Source organism: Pseudoalteromonas sp. SG44-17 (assembly GCF_014164235.1).
Taxonomy (GTDB): Bacteria; Pseudomonadota; Gammaproteobacteria; order Enterobacterales; family Alteromonadaceae; genus Pseudoalteromonas; species Pseudoalteromonas rhizosphaerae.
Genome location: NZ_JACJEV010000008.1, coordinates 11,438 through 29,267, shown reverse-complemented (window position 1 = coordinate 29,267; position 17,830 = coordinate 11,438). Strand labels below are relative to the sequence as shown.

The following is a 17,830-nucleotide window of genomic DNA, read 5'->3' as shown; positions in this document are numbered from 1 at the left end:
GACAAACAAATATCGCAGAGTGTAATCGCCATCATTTCAGTCGTAGCAAAACAACAGCGCAATTTGATAACCAAAAACCACTCAGCAGCAAACTAAAACATTCTCTTAAATCGAATGGTTAAGCCATTAAATTGCATTGTTAATTTGTAATATAAAAGGATATGCTCTTATTAGTAATTTACAATTAAAGGAACGGCTATGAAGAACGTATTATTAATCAACTCATCACTCAACGGTGAAAACGGTAATTCACATCAGCTTAGTGAGCAGTTCATTGCTGAGCTTACACAAAAAACTGACATTACAGTGACTCGTCGTGATGTTGCCGAAAACTCATTACCACACCTAACTCAAGCTGAAATGGGCGCATGGATGACAGAGCCTTCACAACGCAGCGATGAGCAAAACAAACTGGCTGCTATTTCTGATGAGTTGGTCACTGAGCTGCAAAATAATAAGCTCATCGTGATGGGCGTCCCTATGTATAACTTTGGTATTCCATCTACATTAAAAGCGTGGATCGATCGTGTTGCTCGCGCTGGCATTACGTTTAAATACACTGAAACAGGCCCAGTTGGGTTAGTTGAAAACACTAAAGTAGTTATTCTTGCTGCTCGTGGCGGTATGTACTTAGGTACTGATATGGATACGCAAACTAAGTATCTAAAAGACTTTTTTGCATTTTTAGGTATCAACGATGTGGACTTTATTTATGCTGAAGGCCTAAATATGCCAGGTGGTGATGACAGCAAAAACGCCGCTAGTAAAGAAATTTCAGATTACGTATCGGCACTTTAATTTTTTGATAAACAAGCGGTCAGTAAGGACCGCTTTTTAGTTAGCCATGCTGATTTCATTTATTACACATTCTTATCGTCAGTGGATCCGTGTAACTCAACATTCAATACTTTTGTAAACTTGGTGCTTATGTTGCAACACTCTCTATAAACCGCCCATTTCGCTATGCAAAGGTGAAATCTTTTCACAGTTAGCGAAATTATTACAAAGGAGATGAGTATGACGATTAAGAAATCTGCACAATCACATTGGTCTGGCGATATTAAATCTGGTAAAGGTCAAATTAGCACCGAAAGCGGCGCTTTAGATAATCAGCCCTATGGTTTTAATACGCGCTTTGAAGATAAAGCGGGCACTAACCCAGAAGAACTAATAGCTGCGGCGCACAGTGCTTGCTTTAGTATGGCGCTATCACTTGCGTTAACTGAAGCAAATTACGTTGCTGATGATATCACCACCAGTGCAGTGGTTAGTTTAGATGAAGTGGATGATGGCTTTGAGGTTAGTCATATAGCCTTAAGTGTAGAGGCAAAAATTGCCGGTATTGCTGAATCAGAATTTAAAAAACTGTGCGAGCAAACCAAACAAGGCTGCCCTATCTCAAAATTAATGAATGCTGAGATATCTCTCACTATGGCACTCAACTAAGCTAAAAAATTAACCGTATATAAGCCAAGTAATTATTACTTGGCTTTTTACTGCACGGTTTTTACTATACGTAAAAGGTATAAACGTAAAATTTCAGCTAAATCTCTGGCCTAGCCAAGCTAAATAAATCATGCGTTGTCGTAAAGTAATCTCCGCCCATTTTACCAACGGTATTTAAAGCTCTTGGGTCAATATAGCCGTTAACAAGTACACTTTCATCAATATAAATACCAACTACATTTAATAACATCATTTGCCCGCCACCTGCTTGTTCAGAAATAGTGACCACGTCACGTAAGCTACATTCATAACGAACCTTAGCTGCTGCCACCCCCAATGGAGTTACTGATTGACTTGCACATGATGCGATCCCCACAGCCGTAAATTCACTAGTTTGCGAAGAAAAATTACCGCAACTTTGATTCATTTGCTCCACCAGATTATGACTGACCACATTGATAACGCACTCTTTTGTGGCCAGTAAATTGTTTAAGGTATCCTTGTTTTGATTCTCAGCTGGATTTACCTGAGTCACACTCAACACTGGCGGGTTTACACTTGCCACGGTAAAAAATGAATACGGCGCAATATTCGCCACGCCATCACTACTTAACGTGCTTATCCATGCGATAGGCCTTGGCGTGATCCCACCAACCAATTTACTGTATGCCCCTTTTTGCTCGTCAGGATCAGTTAAATCAAAATACATCATCACCTCATTAAATTTAAACTCATTAAACTAAACGCCTTTTCACTTTGTTACGTATTAAAGACAAAGTAAATGAAAAAAACGCTTTATTACTATGACACACTCTTTGTACTGGTTTACTAACGATTTACGACTAAGCGATAACGCACTAATCTCTCTTGCTGCAAAGCAAGATACAGCACTTAGCTTTATATATTGTGTTGACCCTCAATGGTTTAAAAGCAATCACCATGATTGCCAATCAATGGGACAACATCGCTGGCAGTTTTTAGCGCAATCTTTACAACAGTTAAACAATACTCTGAAAGACTATGGGCAACATTTAGTGATCTACCATCAAGCTGCTCATGAGGTGATTGAACATTATTATCACCATCACAACGTGCGTACTCTATATTGCAGTGAACAAATTGGTTACGATGAGCAGCAAACGCTACTCAATGTAGCGAAAAATCATGGTGATCTTGTTATTAAACAAGCTAATACATTTACCTTATATGACAACCAGCAACTTCCTTTTACTATTAATGAACTGCCAGCAACATTTAGCCAATTCAGAAAGCTAATTGAGCAAACAACGCCCACTATAAATACACTTTTAGATCCTCCAGTGTACATAGCCAGACCTTTAATTGCTCCAATGCCTTGGCCAACTACATTGCCTAATGTCAGTAAAGAACGAACGTTATTCGCAGGTGGTGAACAAAGTGCGACTGATCATCTAGCTGATTACTTTTCAAGTGCTAATCCATCTACCTACAAAGAAACTCGCAACGCTTTAGCTGGTATTGAAAACTCAACCAAGTTTTCTCCTTGGCTTGCTAATGGCTGCATTAGTGCTCGGCAAATAGTCAACGCTTTGCGTAATTATGAGCACATTCATGGCGCAAACGACTCAACTTACTGGATTTATTTTGAATTACTGTGGCGTGAATACTTTCAACTATACAGCCTGCGTTATGGCAATAAGTTATTTTCTTTTGCCGGAATTACAAAGCGTAAGCCACTAACCAGTTTTTACCCACAGCGATTTAAGCAATGGTGCACAGGCACAACACCGTATCCCATTGTCAATGCATGTATGAAACAGCTGAATAAAACCGGCTATATGTCAAATCGTGGCCGGCAATTAGTTGCAAGCTGCTTGGTAAACGAGCTCAAGCTAGATTGGCGCTTTGGCGCTGCTTATTTTGAACAACAACTGATTGATTACGACGTGGCATCTAATTGGGGAAATTGGCAATACCTTGCAGGTGTTGGCGCGGATCCTCGCTCGGGTAGGCATTTCAATTTAGTAAAGCAAACCCAAACCTACGATGCTAATAATCAATTTATTAATCACTGGCAAGGTGATGAGGTACACGCTATAGACTCGTTAGATGCCGCAGATTGGCCGTTAAGCAGTTAATAATGCTTAAAGAATAGCGGTGGTGAGAATAAAAGTTGTAGCATACAAAACCGAGCCTTTTAGACTCGGTTTTGTACATTTTAGCAAGGTGCCACATTATTAAATGTTCTAATTTTTGTTTTTAAATCAAATGCTGCATAACCAGCCACAATAATAAAACAGCCTGCTGGCACAATATAAGAAAAAGCGACACTGAAGGTATCAATAAATACAGCCTGTACCACGGGTACTATCGCTCCACCTAAAATAGCCATTACTAATCCGGCAGCACCTAACTTTGCATCATCGCCTAAACCATGTAATGAAATTGCGTAAATAGTGGGAAACATTAACGATAAACAAGCCGATATACAAACTAAAGCCCAAACCCCACTTATAGTTGGCATTTGCACCATATATAAACATAGTAGCGTCGCAATTACAGAGGTTGCCATTAATAGTTTTGCTGGTCTAATAAATCCCATAAGCCATGTCATCACAAACCGAGAGAACAGAAAAGTGATCATACTGTATTGCAAAAACGTTCCACCGGTCACTTCGTTTGTATCAAGTGCTTCCATAACGTATTGAATGGTAAAGGTCCATACACAGGTTTGCGCTGCAACATTAAAAAACTGCGCAATAACGCCAAAGCGATAATGTGTATTTTTAAATAATCGTTTAAAGGTTGCACGAAAATCGACATGCTTAGATACCTTTTTTTGTTTGCAAAAGTTAGATGTTTTAGTAAATGCAATTGCCAGCCAAATAAGCACAAGTACGCAAGCCATACCCACATAAGGCACCATAACCGCATCTAGTTCTGCTTTTATTACCTGAGTTAGTTGCTCAGCGCTCATAGCTGCACGCTCATCTGAGGAAGCTATATTTAGGCTAGGTAAAATAAGGGTTGCGGCTAAAAACACACCGATATTAGTACCAACAGGATTGAAAGATTGCGCTAAATTTAATCTACGGGTTGCACTTTGCTGATTTCCCATTCCCATCACATAGGGGTTTGCTGAAGTTTCTAAAATAGATAGACCACCAGCTAACACAAATAAAGCGGCTAAAAAAAAGCCGTAAGTCATTGCTTGGCTTGCGGGATAAAACATAAATGCCCCCATCGCAGCCATGCCTAAGCCTGTCAATACTCCCGTTTTGTAAGAAAAGCGTTTATTTATATAAGCGGCAGGAATGGCTAAGCAAAAGTAGGCGCCATAGTAGCTAAACTGTACAAGTGCCGATTGCACTGAAGACATAGTAAATATTTTACTAAATACTTTAACTAACGGATCAGTCATATTTGCTGCAGCACCCCATGCTGCAAAGCAAAGTACAAGCAAAATAAAGGGAACCACCATCTCCTTAGAGACAAGAGGTGTTTTTGTATGTGTGTGTGTGGTCATTGCCATGTCTCAGTTGTTAACTTTGAGTAAAGCATTTAAACAGGTAAATATCACCTCGTCAATAAATCAACTATAGTTATTTATTACATTTAACAATACTTAATTGTACTCTGTCGTTAATTTAATATTAAATGATCAGCACAGTAATAAAACCAATGCTGTCGCCAAGTATGTCCGCTCAGTGTACAATTAGTTAAGTTATTCAAGACAATAACAGATTAGACAGGAATCATTATCAAAGCTAAAAACCCTCGACTCGTCTCACAAGAAGGCCGAAGCCAATCTGGCTTGCGTGCTCACAATGAACGTCGAATTATGTCTTTAATTCGTCAACAAGGGAGTGCGCCAAAAGCCGAGATAGCACAAAAAACGGGTCTTTCTGCACAAGCCGTTACAGTTATTATCAATAGCTTAGAAGCCGAGTCGTTATTAATAAGAAAAGAGCCACAGCGTGGCCGTGTTGGCCAACCCACTATTCCGTTTGCCTTAAATCCTGATGGTGCTTTTGGCATCGGCTTAAAAGTTGGTCGCCGAAGTTATGATTTAACCTTAATTGACTTGGTCGGAAATATACGCGCAACCTTAAATGAGTACTGTGCCTACCCTACTGTAAATAGTCTGCTCACTTTTCTTGAAAAAGGTATCAGCGTACTTAAAATGAGCTTAAGTGACGAGTTAGCCGAGCGTATTCTAGGTATTGGTGTGGCAACTCCTTTTGAAATTTGGAATTGGACTGAAGAAGCTGGCGCACCAAAGAAAGTAATGAATGAGTGGAAGTCTTTCGATTTTAAACAAAGAATCAATCAGATCATCTCTCTTCCTGTCTATGTATGTAATGATGATACCGCAGCATGCTCAGCAGAGCTGAGCTTTGGCAACCCAGCTCGCTTTACTGATTTTTTATACATTTTTATTGGCACTTTTATTGGTGGTGGAGTCGTTATAAATGAAACCTTATTTACTGGTAAAAAAGGCAATGCGGGAGCTATTGGCTCATTACCAAGGCCTGTACTCAATAGTGAAGGCCAACTAACATCGCAACAGCTGATCATGCAGTCTTCGCTGTATATACTTGAAAAAATGCTTAAAGATGATGGTTACAATACCGACATAGTGTGGAGTTCAAAAAAATATTGGGGAGATTTAGGCCCTGTTTTAGATAAATGGATAGATCAAGTTGCAGATGGCCTTGCCTATGCAGCACTGTGCTCACTGGCTATTTTTGATTTTGAAGCCATTGTGATTGATGGTGCAATCCCTATCAATGTAAGAGAAAAAATAGTATTAGCAACAAAGTTAAAATTAAGCCAAGCCGATCATCGTGGCATATATCGCTGTGCCGTACAAAGCGGCTCTATTGGTGCTAAAGCTCAATCAATAGGTTGCGCTAACCTACCGTTAATTATAAATTTTTCTCAAGATAACGTCAGCCTTTCCCACAACTAGCTTCCAATAAATTTATCAAGCAGCCGGCGCTATTCGCCGGCGCTTTGATATTCTGGATTACCCGCAAATAAATTCAATTAAATAACTCCATAAACTTGTACAAAAAAATAAGTAATAATAGTTGATTTATTTCTTTTAGTTCTCTACATTCTATTTACAAATTTGCCCAAACTGGTGAGGCGGGCTGATAAAACAGCAAGTTTGTAATCACACGCAACAAAAAGCAAAAAATGGTTTAGGATTTGGGCACATAATCGTAACGGGCACATCTGGTCAAAAAAGAGTGAATCTATCAATGCCATTAACCCAGCTAAGTTAGCTGGCTTGATTCGAGAAGATACATAAAGCGACGTATTTTTTGACACCAAAATCAATAACTGTCTTGGTGGTCAAGGCTTAGATTTAACCAAAGGTATCGTTTAAAACGAGACGATACCCTGACAATTTTTATAGGAATAACGTAATGGAAGTAGTTGCAATTGGTGAAGCCTTAATTGATTTACTCTCAAATGATTGTATAGATAAAACAGTATTAAGCAGCGAGCTAGGATTCACTCAATTTGCAGGAGGTGCCCCCGCAAATGTAGCTGTCGCCGTAGCAAAGTTAGGCGGTTTGAGCTCATTGCTTGGTAAGGTAGGCGATGATCCGTTTGGTCGTTTTTTAATAAAGGCACTCGATACAAATAATGTTAAAACATCACATGTTAGCTTTTCTAAAAAAGGTAAAACTGCACTAGCCTTTGTCTCATTAGATGAAAGCGGTGAACGTACATTTGATTTTTACGATAAAGACGCCGCGCATTATGATTTGCAGATTTCCGATTTAACCCCCTCTTTATTTGCAGCCCCTAAAATAGTGAGTTTTTGCTCAGGCTCTTTAGCTAAGGCTAACGTATTAAATACTACGTTAAATGCACTAAAACACTTTAAAGAAGCAGACTCGGTTACATGCTTTGATATTAATTTTCGACCTGCCTTTTGGGATGAACCACTTACAGCCCCATCCATTATTAATGATATAGCTAAAACGGTTGATGTTATTAAAGCAAGTAAAGATGAGCTGATAGCCCTGTATGGCATTGAGCATATTGAAACCGCAATAAAAAGCTGGGTAGACAATGGCGTGTCATTGGTTTTAATGACTGATGGTGGCGAGCCAATTACATTTTCCTCATGCTCATTTAGTGGTACATATCCTTGTCCACCAGCGAATGTCGTAGATACCACAGCTGCCGGTGATGCTTTTGTAGGCGGTTTTTTATACCAAGTAGCTTCGCTAGTAAGTGATAAAAACGAATTTACTGATTGGGTCAATAATTTTGAAAACGTATTAAAAGCAATCGACTTTGCAACTAAGTGTGGCGCCTCAACTGTCGCAAAGTTTGGTGCATTCGACGCTTTACCAACGCAGCAAGACCTGTCTGCCTGAGCACTTACAATCAAGCAGCCTATTTGTAACCTCTATACTAACGACTAAAACTCATATTTTTAGTTTTAGTCGTCTAACAAAATCGCTTTTAAACTACTTTTACATTTAATACGTATAAAACTATTTATGCCTAATTATTTATAAACGATACGGTTTTGATATCACCAGTATGAAAGAAAAAATAAACATAGTCTGGTTTAAACGTGACTTACGCCTAAGCGATCATCAGCCTTTAAAAAATGCGTTTAGTAATTGCCTGCCCACACTATTAATTTATAACTTTGAACCTTTACTGCTTGACGATGGGCATTACAACGAGCGGCATTGGCGCTTTGTCTATCAATCAATTGTTGATTTAAATACCCAACTAGCTCGCTTTAATAGCCGCGTGTATATATTTAATGAAGACATGCAAACCCTGCTTGAATCGCTTCACTCGCAGTTTGCAATCACAAACATTTTTAGCCATCAAGAAATAGGGCTAAACAACACTTTTGAACGTGATAAAACCATTAAAGCATGGTGCCAACACCATCATATTAACTGGTTAGAGTCGCCAACCGGGGCTGTGATACGTGGCAAAAAAAATCGCCACAATTGGAACGAACGCTGGCAACAAACCATGCAAGCACCTATTGCTATACCTAACTGGAAGCAAATAAAGCCACTCCCCCTTACTGACTATAAAACACCCAAGCTGCCTAGTGCCTATACGCAAGATAATGAATATTTTCAGCATGGGGGCCCACGACTTGCCCGTGAAGTAATGCAAAGTTTTTTTGCTGAACGCGGTAAGGGTTATCAAAAAGGAATATCTAGCCCTAGTTTAAGCCGTACTCATTGCTCTAGGCTATCGCCCTATTTAGCGTGGGGAAATATCAGCCTGAGGCAAGTGTATCAAATGGCGATTGACGCATATCATAGCACTCATGCTGATAAAAAAGGTTGGAAGCGCCCGCTTGCTGCATTTGTATCTCGCCTGCACTGGCATTGCCATTTTATGCAAAAGTTTGAAAGCGAATGCAGCATGGAATTAAAAGCATTAAATCCGGGGTACCATGCATTTCCATATCGTGATGACGCACAAGTTACTAGCGATATTGAACGCTGGGCACAGGGGCAAACCGGTATTCCTATTATTGATGCCTGTATGCGCTGTTTAAAAGCCACCGGTTATATTAATTTTAGAATGCGCGCTATGTTAGTTAGTTTTGTTACGCATCATTTAAACATCAGCTGGCAACATGCAAGCCTGCCGTTGGCTAACTATTTTTTAGACTTTGAACCGGGGATCCACTACCCGCAAATACAAATGCAAGCATCGGTTACGGGCATTAATACTATTAGACATTACAACCCGATTAAACAATCTGAGGATCAAGACCCGAGCGGTGAATTTATAAAAAAATGGTGCCCAGAGCTTGAAAAGCTGCCTGTAGAATACTTGCATGAACCTTGGGAGCAAACACCCATGGAAGCATTATTTAACGACTTTAAACTAGGTGACGATTACCCTGCACCGATGATTGATTTAACCAAAGCGTCTAAAGAAGCGAGAGAACGGCTTTGGCAATATCGCGAACGTATTGAGGTTAAGCGCGCTATTCCTGCGATTTTAAAAAAGCATGTAAGCATCGCCCCTAGATCAAAAAGTACAAAGACAAACCATCACAATGGCTCATAAAAAACTAACTTTACCGCAAAAAACCTGCCCCACTTGCAAACGTGATTTTGCTTGGCGTAAAAAATGGCAGCGCGACTGGGATAACGTTATTTACTGCTCGCAGCGCTGTAAACGCAGTAAAAACGAAGAGTCAACGCGCTAGCTAAAATTTGCAGTTAAACAGAACAAAGCTTTGTTATTGATTCTAAAAATACGGTAACATCATTGTTATTATTAATAATAAATAGCAATAATTATCCTAACGGTGGTTTTTCAGGGTAAGTAAAATAAATTAAGGGATACTATGAATTGTAAATTGGTATACCCAAATTACCTTAAAATACGAGGTTCAGTTGGAATTAAACGCAACTTAGGCAAGGCATTGATTGCAAATAATAGTGGTTCTATTGTTAAAATCAATAACGCAGTATAAGTTGCGTTTAAACCAACCCTTCGGGCATTCCACAGGAAATTACTCTCCGCGTTGTTACTTCTTAAAAGGGATTACCATTATTGCAAAGTAACGCCTTGATATTAATCCCCTGTGTAATGCTGAATTCTGTATTTTAAGATAACTTGGGTATATGGTTTACTTAAACCTAGTTTTATTGAAGGTCAATTTCGTTCGCACACATGCACGCACTGTAATGGCCACTGGATACTAATCGAAGACTTTGCAGCTTGGAAAGAGCGTAACCCAAACTTTGCATTTGCTGACAATATCTCATTCGAAGCCGACGCTACAGACACTAAAAAAGCATTAATTTGCCCAGTATCGGGGGTCATTATGCGTAAGTTTCGTATTTCTTCATCAACTGACCATCGTATTGATTACAGCGCACCAGTAGGTGGGATCTGGTTAGATGCAGGTGAGTGGGAATTACTAAAAGAAGAAGGCTTAGCTGGTACTTTGAATGCAGTAGTAACACAGCAATGGCAAAACCAAATTAGAGAGCAAAGTACCAAGCAAAACTTTAGTGACATATATGCTGATAAATTCGGCGCAGACACTTATACAAAAGTGAAAGAACTCAGAACATGGCTTAATGCACAACCGCAAAAAGCAGATTTGAGAGCCTACCTAATGGCTGAAGACCCATATTCTGCAGAAAAGTAAGCTGCTAAAAAAGTGGGACTCGCTGTATCGAGTCCTTTCATCACAAAATACACCACAGTCATTGTACTTGTTTAATTTTCTTATTGCTGTGTTAACCGCATGCGCCACTGTTTTACTGTTATACTCAAATGCTAATACGCAGAAGCCAATCGCGGCTATGTCATATTTACTTTCAACTTGTCATTCTATGCAAGTTAACCACCTGATTTAAAACCGCTTTATATTAAAAATACTAATTTAGTAAATAACAAAACCCTTTACTGAGACCATTGTTTACAGTCAAGTGTTTCGCTTGCCTGTAAAACAGCCCACAGTTTGTTGGCGAAGTAGCATCATTCGTTTATGAACTCAGCATACTTTAAACAAGGCGATAGCATGAGTGAATTAACTATTGGCGTAATTGGTACGTCACGCAAGACAGATGAACGACGTTACCCTATCCACCCAGACCACCTTAAGCGCATTCCAGAACAACTTAGAAAACAACTGATCTTTGAACAAGGCTACGGCGAAGCTTTTAATGTGAGCGATGCGCAAATAGCCGCATTAACCGCTGGTGTTGCACGTCGCAGTGATATTTTAACCCAAATAGGCACCGTGATCATCGCCAAACCGGTGCTTGCTGATTTACAAGAGCTACGTGAAGGTGGAACCCTTTGGGGCTACGTACATTGCGTACAGCAACGCGAAATAACCCAAGCTGCACTTGATAGAAAACTCACTCTCATTGCGTTTGAAGATATGTTTGTATGGTCGCCACAAGGCAATGTTGGCCGTCATACTTTTTATAAAAATAACGAAATGGCCGGCTACTGTGCGGTATTACATGCACTGCAGCTTAAAGGCATTGACGGACATTATGGTGATCAGCGTAAAACCATCATCTTTAGTTTTGGTGCTGTTAGTCGCGGTGCAATTTATGCACTCAAAGCCCATGGTTTTAGAGATATTACAATTTGCATCCAGCGCCCCGATCACGAAGTACGCGAAGAGATCCTGGACTGCCATTACGTTAAAGTTCGCCAAGGCCAACACGATGAAGCACGGATGATGGTGGTTGAACACGATGGGACGCAACGGCCACTAACGGAGCTCATTAGCGAAGCCGATATTATCGTAAATGGCACTTTTCAAGAAACTGCAAACCCAGTTAATTTTGTTATTGAATCTGAAGCGGACTGCCTAAAAGCAAACAGTTTAATTATAGATGTAAGCTGTGACGAAGGTATGGGGTTCTTTTTTGCTAAACCCACCACATTTGCAAATCCGATGTTTCGCTATGAAACCGTTGATTATTACGCGGTTGATCATACACCTAGTTATTTATGGGAAAGCGCAACACGTTCAATCTCAGCCGCCATGATTGTATACTTACCTACAGTATTAGCAGGCAAGGCACAATGGCAAAAAGATGAAACTATCCGTCGTGCGATTAATATTGAAGACGGTATAATCAAAAATACTGCGATTCTAGCGTTTCAAAAGCGCCAATTAAACCCGCCTTATAATGCACTTTAGTTATTAAACATCAATAAACACGCCGAGCAGCTAATCCTGCTCGACGAGTTCATCTGTAAGAGTCATTGTTCTGATGTTGTTTGCTCACCAGCAACTTTTTCTCTCAGTTGCATCACCACTTGCTCTGATATAGCTAAATCTCCTTGCTTGGCACTAAAGCTATGAACAACCCCGGCAGAGGCAGCAACCACTTCCAACACCACTTTATCAAAATCAACATCAAATAAAGTTTGGTCTCGTACTACGGCATCCCCCTCATTAACGTAAATTGCCGAAATCGTAGCCTTACCCATCATTCCTTGTAGTTCAGGTACTTTGATATCCATATTGCTTCCTTTGTGGTTAATTTAAATGCTATTTCGCGCCCCATGCAGCAATCAATTTTTCAAACTGAGCCTGCACATTGTTATTATTGATACCTTGAGTTTGTTGGTTAATTGCATTAACAAGCTCAGTAAATGACGTTTGGTTATTGTTACTGGTAACCGCTGCAGTTAGCGCATTCACAGCCTCTTTATTATCAAGGGCTGCAAGTTGCTCAATTAACGCCTGCAAGTGTGGCTGACAGTTATTACCAGCTATAGCACGGCTTAATTGCTCTAAACTTGCCATATAAGGCGTTTGCACAAAACCATTATCAAGCGATTGCGCTATGCTACTAATTGCTTGTTTATTATCTAAACCTTGAATATTCACACCAACACTTTGTAATAACTGGCTGTAATCGTGGCTTAGGTTGTTTTTACTAAGTTTACCGGCAATCTCTTCCAGTGATTGATGCAAATAACCCATTTGCTCCACCGCCATCATCACCGGACTGCCGGCGCCATCAAGTTTATTTAAACGTACAAAGTCACCTTTAATTTGACTAAAGCGCTGCTGCTGTTCTGCGCTTAAGGTGCCACGCAGTTCACCGAGTTTAAGTAAGTTCTCTTCAGAGCCTTTACTGAGTGTTTGCGCTTCACCACGATAATGGTCACAAATCAAGTTTTCTAGCTCTTCGTCATTCATGGCAGCAACGACTTTTTCTGCCATTTTATTCATATTACGGTAGCTGCCTTGCAATTTAAATGGCGGCTCTGTGCGGTAATTATTATCTTGCGCGGCTGAGGCAATATACTGGGCGTTCACTTTTAATACGGTATTACGAATAGTGATTAGTCGTATAAGTACCGCTTTAATTTCGTTAACTTCCGCTTGTGAATAGCCGTGTTCAAGCTCATTTAATGAAATATCTTCGCCTTGACACATCCTCACTAACTTATATAAATCTTCCATGTTGCGGTTAGCCAATGGCGCTAATACTGCATTAGATGTTAGCGCATTTTCTATAAAGCTCATGGCAAACTCTTGCTCACACCCGGCTAAGGTATCACCAAGATTATAAATATCGGCGCGGTTTGCCAACATATCAGGAATTTTAAAGCTCTCACCAGATTCCGTATACGGGTTACCTGCCATCACTACGGCAAACTTTTTACCGCGTAAATCATAGGTTTTACTTTTACCGTTCCACACCCCGTCAATACGTCTTGAGCCATCACACAAAGAAATAAACTTTTGTAAAAACTCAGGATTAGTATGCTGAATATCATCTAAATACAGCATCACGTTATTGCCCATTTCAAAGCTCTGATTGATTTTTGCAATCTCTTTTTCAGCAGTAGCATTAATGGCTTGAGCAGGATCGAGTGACACCTGATCGTGCCCTATCGACGGGCAATTTACTTTTACAAAAGTCAGCCCTAAACGGTTAGCAACGTATTCAACTAAGGTGGTTTTACCGTAACCTGGCGGCGAGATCAGTAATAGCATGCCCATTAAATCAGTGCGTTTGTTTTTACCTGCTGAGCCAATTTGTTTTGCTAAGTTATCACCAATAATTGGGAAGTACACTTTATTGATTAGCTGATTACGTACAAACGAGCTAAGTGGCCTGGCTTTAAATTCCTCAAGTTGCAGACGTTCTTTTTGCGCCGCTAAAATATCACTGCGCAGTGCATGATACTGCTCAAAAGCCGGTACTTGCTCTGTGATGTATTTACGAGTTCTGGCATAAAACTCTGCATAATCAACATGTAAAGTTTGCTCTTGCACTCGTTTATGCTGCCCCATTAAACGCTCAACTTGGGTGTTTGGGGTGACGTCCAACACAGTGTATTTTAATGTTGTGGTGGCACTGAGATGCAAGTAGTTAGCCGCTTCCGCCTGCACCATCGCCGACACTTTAGGATTTTGCATGCAGTACGCATTAAGCCAACTTAAAAATAATAATGCTCGCTCATCAGTTTGCTTTACGTTTTCACAGGCCTGAGCAAGCTCGTTGCTATAACCTTTGGCTTTAGCGTCACTACTAAACTGTTCAGCTAAATTTTTAGCTTGCTGAGAAACGATAAATAGCTGTTGCTCTGCCGTTTTTTGTTGCGCTAATTGTTGCACTAAATAAGCTGCGGCCAAGTCACTGGATAAATCAGCAAAACGTGCAGATAATTTGCTAACTTGAGTTAAAAAGACATTGATCTGTTCACTTAACTGCGCGGTTAACGTGCTGATAAAACTGGTCGCAGCAAAGTGTTTATCCATCAAAATAGCATTGCTCGCTTGATGGAAATATTCGTTCAGTTGTGCAGATGACAATTGCGCACTAAATAACTGCGCAATAATACGACAACTAGCCGGATAAATAAGTAAATCCAGACTATTTTTTTGCGTCAGTAAGGTGTCAATAATTGCCCATGCATCGTGGTCATGAATGCCTTTTTCATAGCCTTCTTGATAGCGCGGTTCAGCAAATTTTTGCACCAGCTGCAATAATTGTTTATCTCGTTGTGCCTGCTCTAATTGTGCAAAAGTCAGCGAATGCTCACTGTTTTCACAAGCGAGTAATATTTGTGCAGCTAAATACTCACCACGATAAACCACCTCACTTTCAGAAACTAATGTTTGTTGCCACAAATGACGGCTTTGCTGTAACGTTTGTAAGCTTTTCTCATCTGTTATTGGCTCAAAATAATCAGTACCCGTTAAGTGCAGCATCAGCTGCTCGTCACGCGGCAATAAGGTTAAATCGAGTAATTGCTTATTAACACTAAAAGCGTGCTTACCAATACTGACTGTATTGCCGCCGTCAGTGAAAATATCTTGTTTATCACGTAACGAACGTATGCCCTGATCTTTACTGGCTTTTAGCTTTGATTGGATATCATCGGCACGAATTTCATCGCCTAACTCTTTAAGCTCACTAGTCAATGCACGAAGCTTGCTGATCATAGGATCGGCGGCAAAATAAGTATTTAATGCATCAAGCTCAGTAAAGCTTTGCGCACGGCGGTTAACGCCTTGCAATATACGCTCGGCGGCATTGGCTAAATTCAATGCGCGGCGCTGACGGGTATCAATTAAGCTTTGTTTATGCGCTTCAAAGCTTTCGTATACGTCATCACGTTTGGCAATGATCTCTGTCAGGTATTCGTCAAAATCACTAAATTGCGATTCCAGCTCTTCAAGCTGAATAAGCAAACGTGAAAGTTGCTCGTCACACGCCTCTGGGGTTTTAGCATTGTTTAGTGCGTTGGTAATACTTTGCGAAAAAAGCTTAAAGCGTGCGGCAAATTCAGCTTTAGCTTCAACACTGCCAAGGCTCTTTTGGCGGATTTCAATACTCGCTTTAGCACGATTAACCAACGCATAAACAGCACTGATATCTTCGAGGATTTGCGTGCGCACACGGCTGTCGTCGATGTCTAAATCAAGCATAGTGTGGTTAAGTAAATCCAGCTCTACACTTTGCGCATCTAACTGTGCGATATAGGTCTTCAGCTCGCTAACGCTTTCGCTTTTACTGCTTAGCTCTTCAAGCTCTTTAAGTTTTTCGTGGTACGGCGCCAGCGCGCTGTCTTGTTGTAAAAACGCAGCAGTTGCTTGGCTTACTTCTACCAGCCGTGCATCAATCTCACTTTGTAAGTTATTCAGTGCAGCAATATCTATATATTTAATATCTTCAAGGCTTATTACTTGCCCTTTGAGCATTTTTAATGCATCAATACCTTGCACAAATTGCGGTGCGACTTTAAAGCTATCAGGACGTACTTCTCGGGTTACATCAGTGTATTGCTTATTAATATCTATCAAGGCTTGCTTGGCTTTGTTTTGAATCTCGGTGACTTTTTCAAACTCATCAAGCACTTGCTCAGCGGTTTCATTGATGCTGTGTAGGTTTTGTGCGATTTCCGCAAATTCGCTTTCGTTAAGCCAATGGTAACGGTCAAAGATATTCCGGCTAAGGGCAATTAAATCTTCGTAATGAAATAAAGTCGGGCTTTGCTCGCTAATGGCTTTACAGACACTGTATAAATCAGAAATACCGCGAACTAAATCGGGGTTACCTATTTTACCAAAAAAGCTAGTAAGTGGCGGCGCATTGGCTGCAAATTCAGCCGATACAAACGGGCTTTGCCAAATTTGAATCGGGTGTACTCGCTCCGCTTGGTCTTTATCGGCTTTAAAAGTCAGCGTTATACCATCGTTGTAAATAGCATAACCGTGACAATAAATTGGATTTTGCAGGTTTTTATCAATAATATTATAGGCAAAAAGTGCATAACGGCCTTCACTTGGCTCGTAAAACACGTATAAAACATCTTCGCCGTTCGGTGACTTTATATGTCGGTGAAATTCTAAATCTTCTATTTGCTCTTCAAACGAGCGTGCTTGCCCTGATTGTAAGTAGTAACCACCAGGAAAAATAATGCCGTGATCTTCAGGTAAAGTTACACATGCACTGCCGATTGCATCTTGGCGCATGACCTGCTGAGTGCGGGTGTTATAAATAAAGTAACGCCATGTTTTTTCACGGTATGGGAGAATTTTTAGCAGCACTAAGTCGCCTACCAGCGCGTACTCAACTTCGCTGTCAGCAAGGGATTGGTTTTTATCATCAACAGCTTCTTGATAAATCCCTTCACCGGTGTCAGTGCTGTTTTCTATTTTAATGGTCAGTGAACCGCCAATGGTTTCAACAAACACTTCATCGGCGATGTTGATATGAGCATGGCGCCCTTCTATGTGGTTACTTCGGTCAGTTTTGAGCCATTCAAAATCATAGTCATGTGCGTGTTGAATATCACGCTCACCGCGGTTATCGATATAATTAATGGTGTTGTCTGGGTGAATTTCCCAGCGAAAAACCCGCACATCCGATAACTTGTCACCGATTTGGAATAGCGCAAATAGCTTGCCATTTTGTTGATATAAATGCTGTAGGCTGGTTTGTTTGTAGTAGGTATATAGTTCTTCAAAATCACGAATAAAACGACTATCGGTTAAAAAACGCGTTGTCTCTGGGTAAGGCTCAATTTCGTAATGGTCGTCTTGCTCCACCAGCTTTTGTACACTAAATACATCACTGATTGCGGTTTCTTTTTTTAATCCCAAAAATACGTTGTAAGCAAAGATAACTTTATCGCCAATAATCACGATATCGCGCGGGGTACAATTTTGCTCCGTACGAACGCGAACACGCCCTTTTACTTGTAGATCAGTGCTACCAAACTCGTTAATACGCTGTGTATTTACATCATCTATTTGCGTTTTTAAACTAGCACCAAAATTATTTAAGCGGCGTTTAATTAAATCGTACGAGCCTTGTTCTAGCGCTTGTTGAGTTGCGTCCGTCATGAAACCTATCCTGAAATTTAATAGAAGTTA

Annotated in this window: 13 protein-coding genes; 9 read left to right on the top strand and 4 right to left on the bottom strand. The window is 40.4% G+C overall.

Annotation, left to right across the window (positions count from 1 at the left end; translation table 11 throughout):
* Nucleotides 1-198: 198 nt before the first annotated feature.
* The gene (locus tag H5182_RS07920) at nt 199-798 is read left to right on the top strand and encodes an FMN-dependent NADH-azoreductase (RefSeq protein WP_182731070.1); all 600 of its coding nucleotides are present in this window, start codon (nt 199-201) and stop codon (nt 796-798) included.
* Nucleotides 799-1,017: 219 nt separating this feature from the next.
* A complete protein-coding gene (locus H5182_RS07915; protein ID WP_145237444.1) occupies nt 1,018-1,446 on the top strand; it encodes an OsmC family protein in 429 nt (142 codons plus the stop codon).
* A gap of 97 nt (nt 1,447-1,543) precedes the next feature.
* On the opposite strand, the gene H5182_RS07910 is transcribed toward H5182_RS07915, so the two are convergent.
* On the bottom strand, nt 1,544-2,155 hold the full coding sequence (locus H5182_RS07910; RefSeq protein ID WP_145237753.1) for a flavin reductase family protein: 612 nt from the start codon (nt 2,153-2,155) through the stop codon (nt 1,544-1,546).
* A gap of 94 nt (nt 2,156-2,249) precedes the next feature.
* Here H5182_RS07910 and H5182_RS07905 point away from each other — a divergent pair, with 94 nt between their 5' ends.
* Entirely contained in the window at nt 2,250-3,563 is a 1,314-nt protein-coding gene (locus tag H5182_RS07905; protein ID WP_145237447.1) for a DASH family cryptochrome, read from the top strand.
* Between the two features lie 80 nt (nt 3,564-3,643).
* Here the strand turns inward: H5182_RS07905 and fucP are convergent, their stop codons facing one another.
* On the bottom strand, nt 3,644-4,951 hold the full coding sequence (gene fucP, locus H5182_RS07900) for an L-fucose:H+ symporter permease (protein WP_182759845.1): 1,308 nt from the start codon (nt 4,949-4,951) through the stop codon (nt 3,644-3,646).
* 288 nt (nt 4,952-5,239) lie between these two features.
* Between fucP and H5182_RS07895 the strand changes: the two genes are divergently transcribed.
* The 6 genes from H5182_RS07895 (at nt 5,240) to H5182_RS07870 (ending at nt 12,124) form a co-directional block, all read left to right on the top strand.
* A complete protein-coding gene (locus H5182_RS07895; RefSeq protein WP_220497081.1) occupies nt 5,240-6,397 on the top strand; it encodes an ROK family transcriptional regulator in 1,158 nt (385 codons plus the stop codon).
* A gap of 463 nt (nt 6,398-6,860) precedes the next feature.
* Nucleotides 6,861-7,826, top strand: a complete 966-nt coding sequence (locus H5182_RS07890) for a carbohydrate kinase (RefSeq protein WP_182759844.1) — start codon at nt 6,861-6,863, stop codon at nt 7,824-7,826.
* Between the two features lie 169 nt (nt 7,827-7,995).
* Nucleotides 7,996-9,510, top strand: a complete 1,515-nt coding sequence (locus H5182_RS07885) for a cryptochrome/deoxyribodipyrimidine photo-lyase family protein (RefSeq protein WP_182759843.1) — start codon at nt 7,996-7,998, stop codon at nt 9,508-9,510.
* Nucleotides 9,500-9,652: a DUF2256 domain-containing protein gene (locus H5182_RS07880; RefSeq protein ID WP_182731067.1), complete on the top strand. Its 153-nt coding sequence runs from the start codon at nt 9,500-9,502 to the stop codon at nt 9,650-9,652. The genes H5182_RS07885 and H5182_RS07880 overlap by 11 nt, the downstream gene beginning before the upstream one ends.
* A gap of 624 nt (nt 9,653-10,276) precedes the next feature.
* Nucleotides 10,277-10,606: a hypothetical protein gene (locus H5182_RS22320; protein WP_259398189.1), complete on the top strand. Its 330-nt coding sequence runs from the start codon at nt 10,277-10,279 to the stop codon at nt 10,604-10,606.
* A 375-nt stretch (nt 10,607-10,981) separates the two neighbouring features.
* Nucleotides 10,982-12,124 (top strand): N(5)-(carboxyethyl)ornithine synthase, encoded by a 1,143-nt coding sequence (locus H5182_RS07870; RefSeq protein ID WP_182759842.1) that lies wholly within the window; start codon nt 10,982-10,984, stop codon nt 12,122-12,124.
* A gap of 62 nt (nt 12,125-12,186) precedes the next feature.
* Here H5182_RS07870 and H5182_RS07865 read toward each other — a convergent pair whose 3' ends face one another.
* Both H5182_RS07865 and H5182_RS07860 read right to left on the bottom strand, forming a co-directional pair.
* Nucleotides 12,187-12,450 carry a biotin/lipoyl-containing protein gene (locus tag H5182_RS07865; RefSeq protein WP_182758545.1) on the bottom strand — a complete coding sequence of 88 codons (264 nt, stop codon included), beginning with the start codon at nt 12,448-12,450 and terminating at the stop codon, nt 12,187-12,189.
* Nucleotides 12,451-12,478: 28 nt separating this feature from the next.
* Nucleotides 12,479-17,800, bottom strand: coding sequence for a DNA repair ATPase (locus H5182_RS07860; protein WP_182759841.1), 5,322 nt, complete (start codon nt 17,798-17,800; stop codon nt 12,479-12,481).
* Nucleotides 17,801-17,830: the final 30 nt, after the last annotated feature.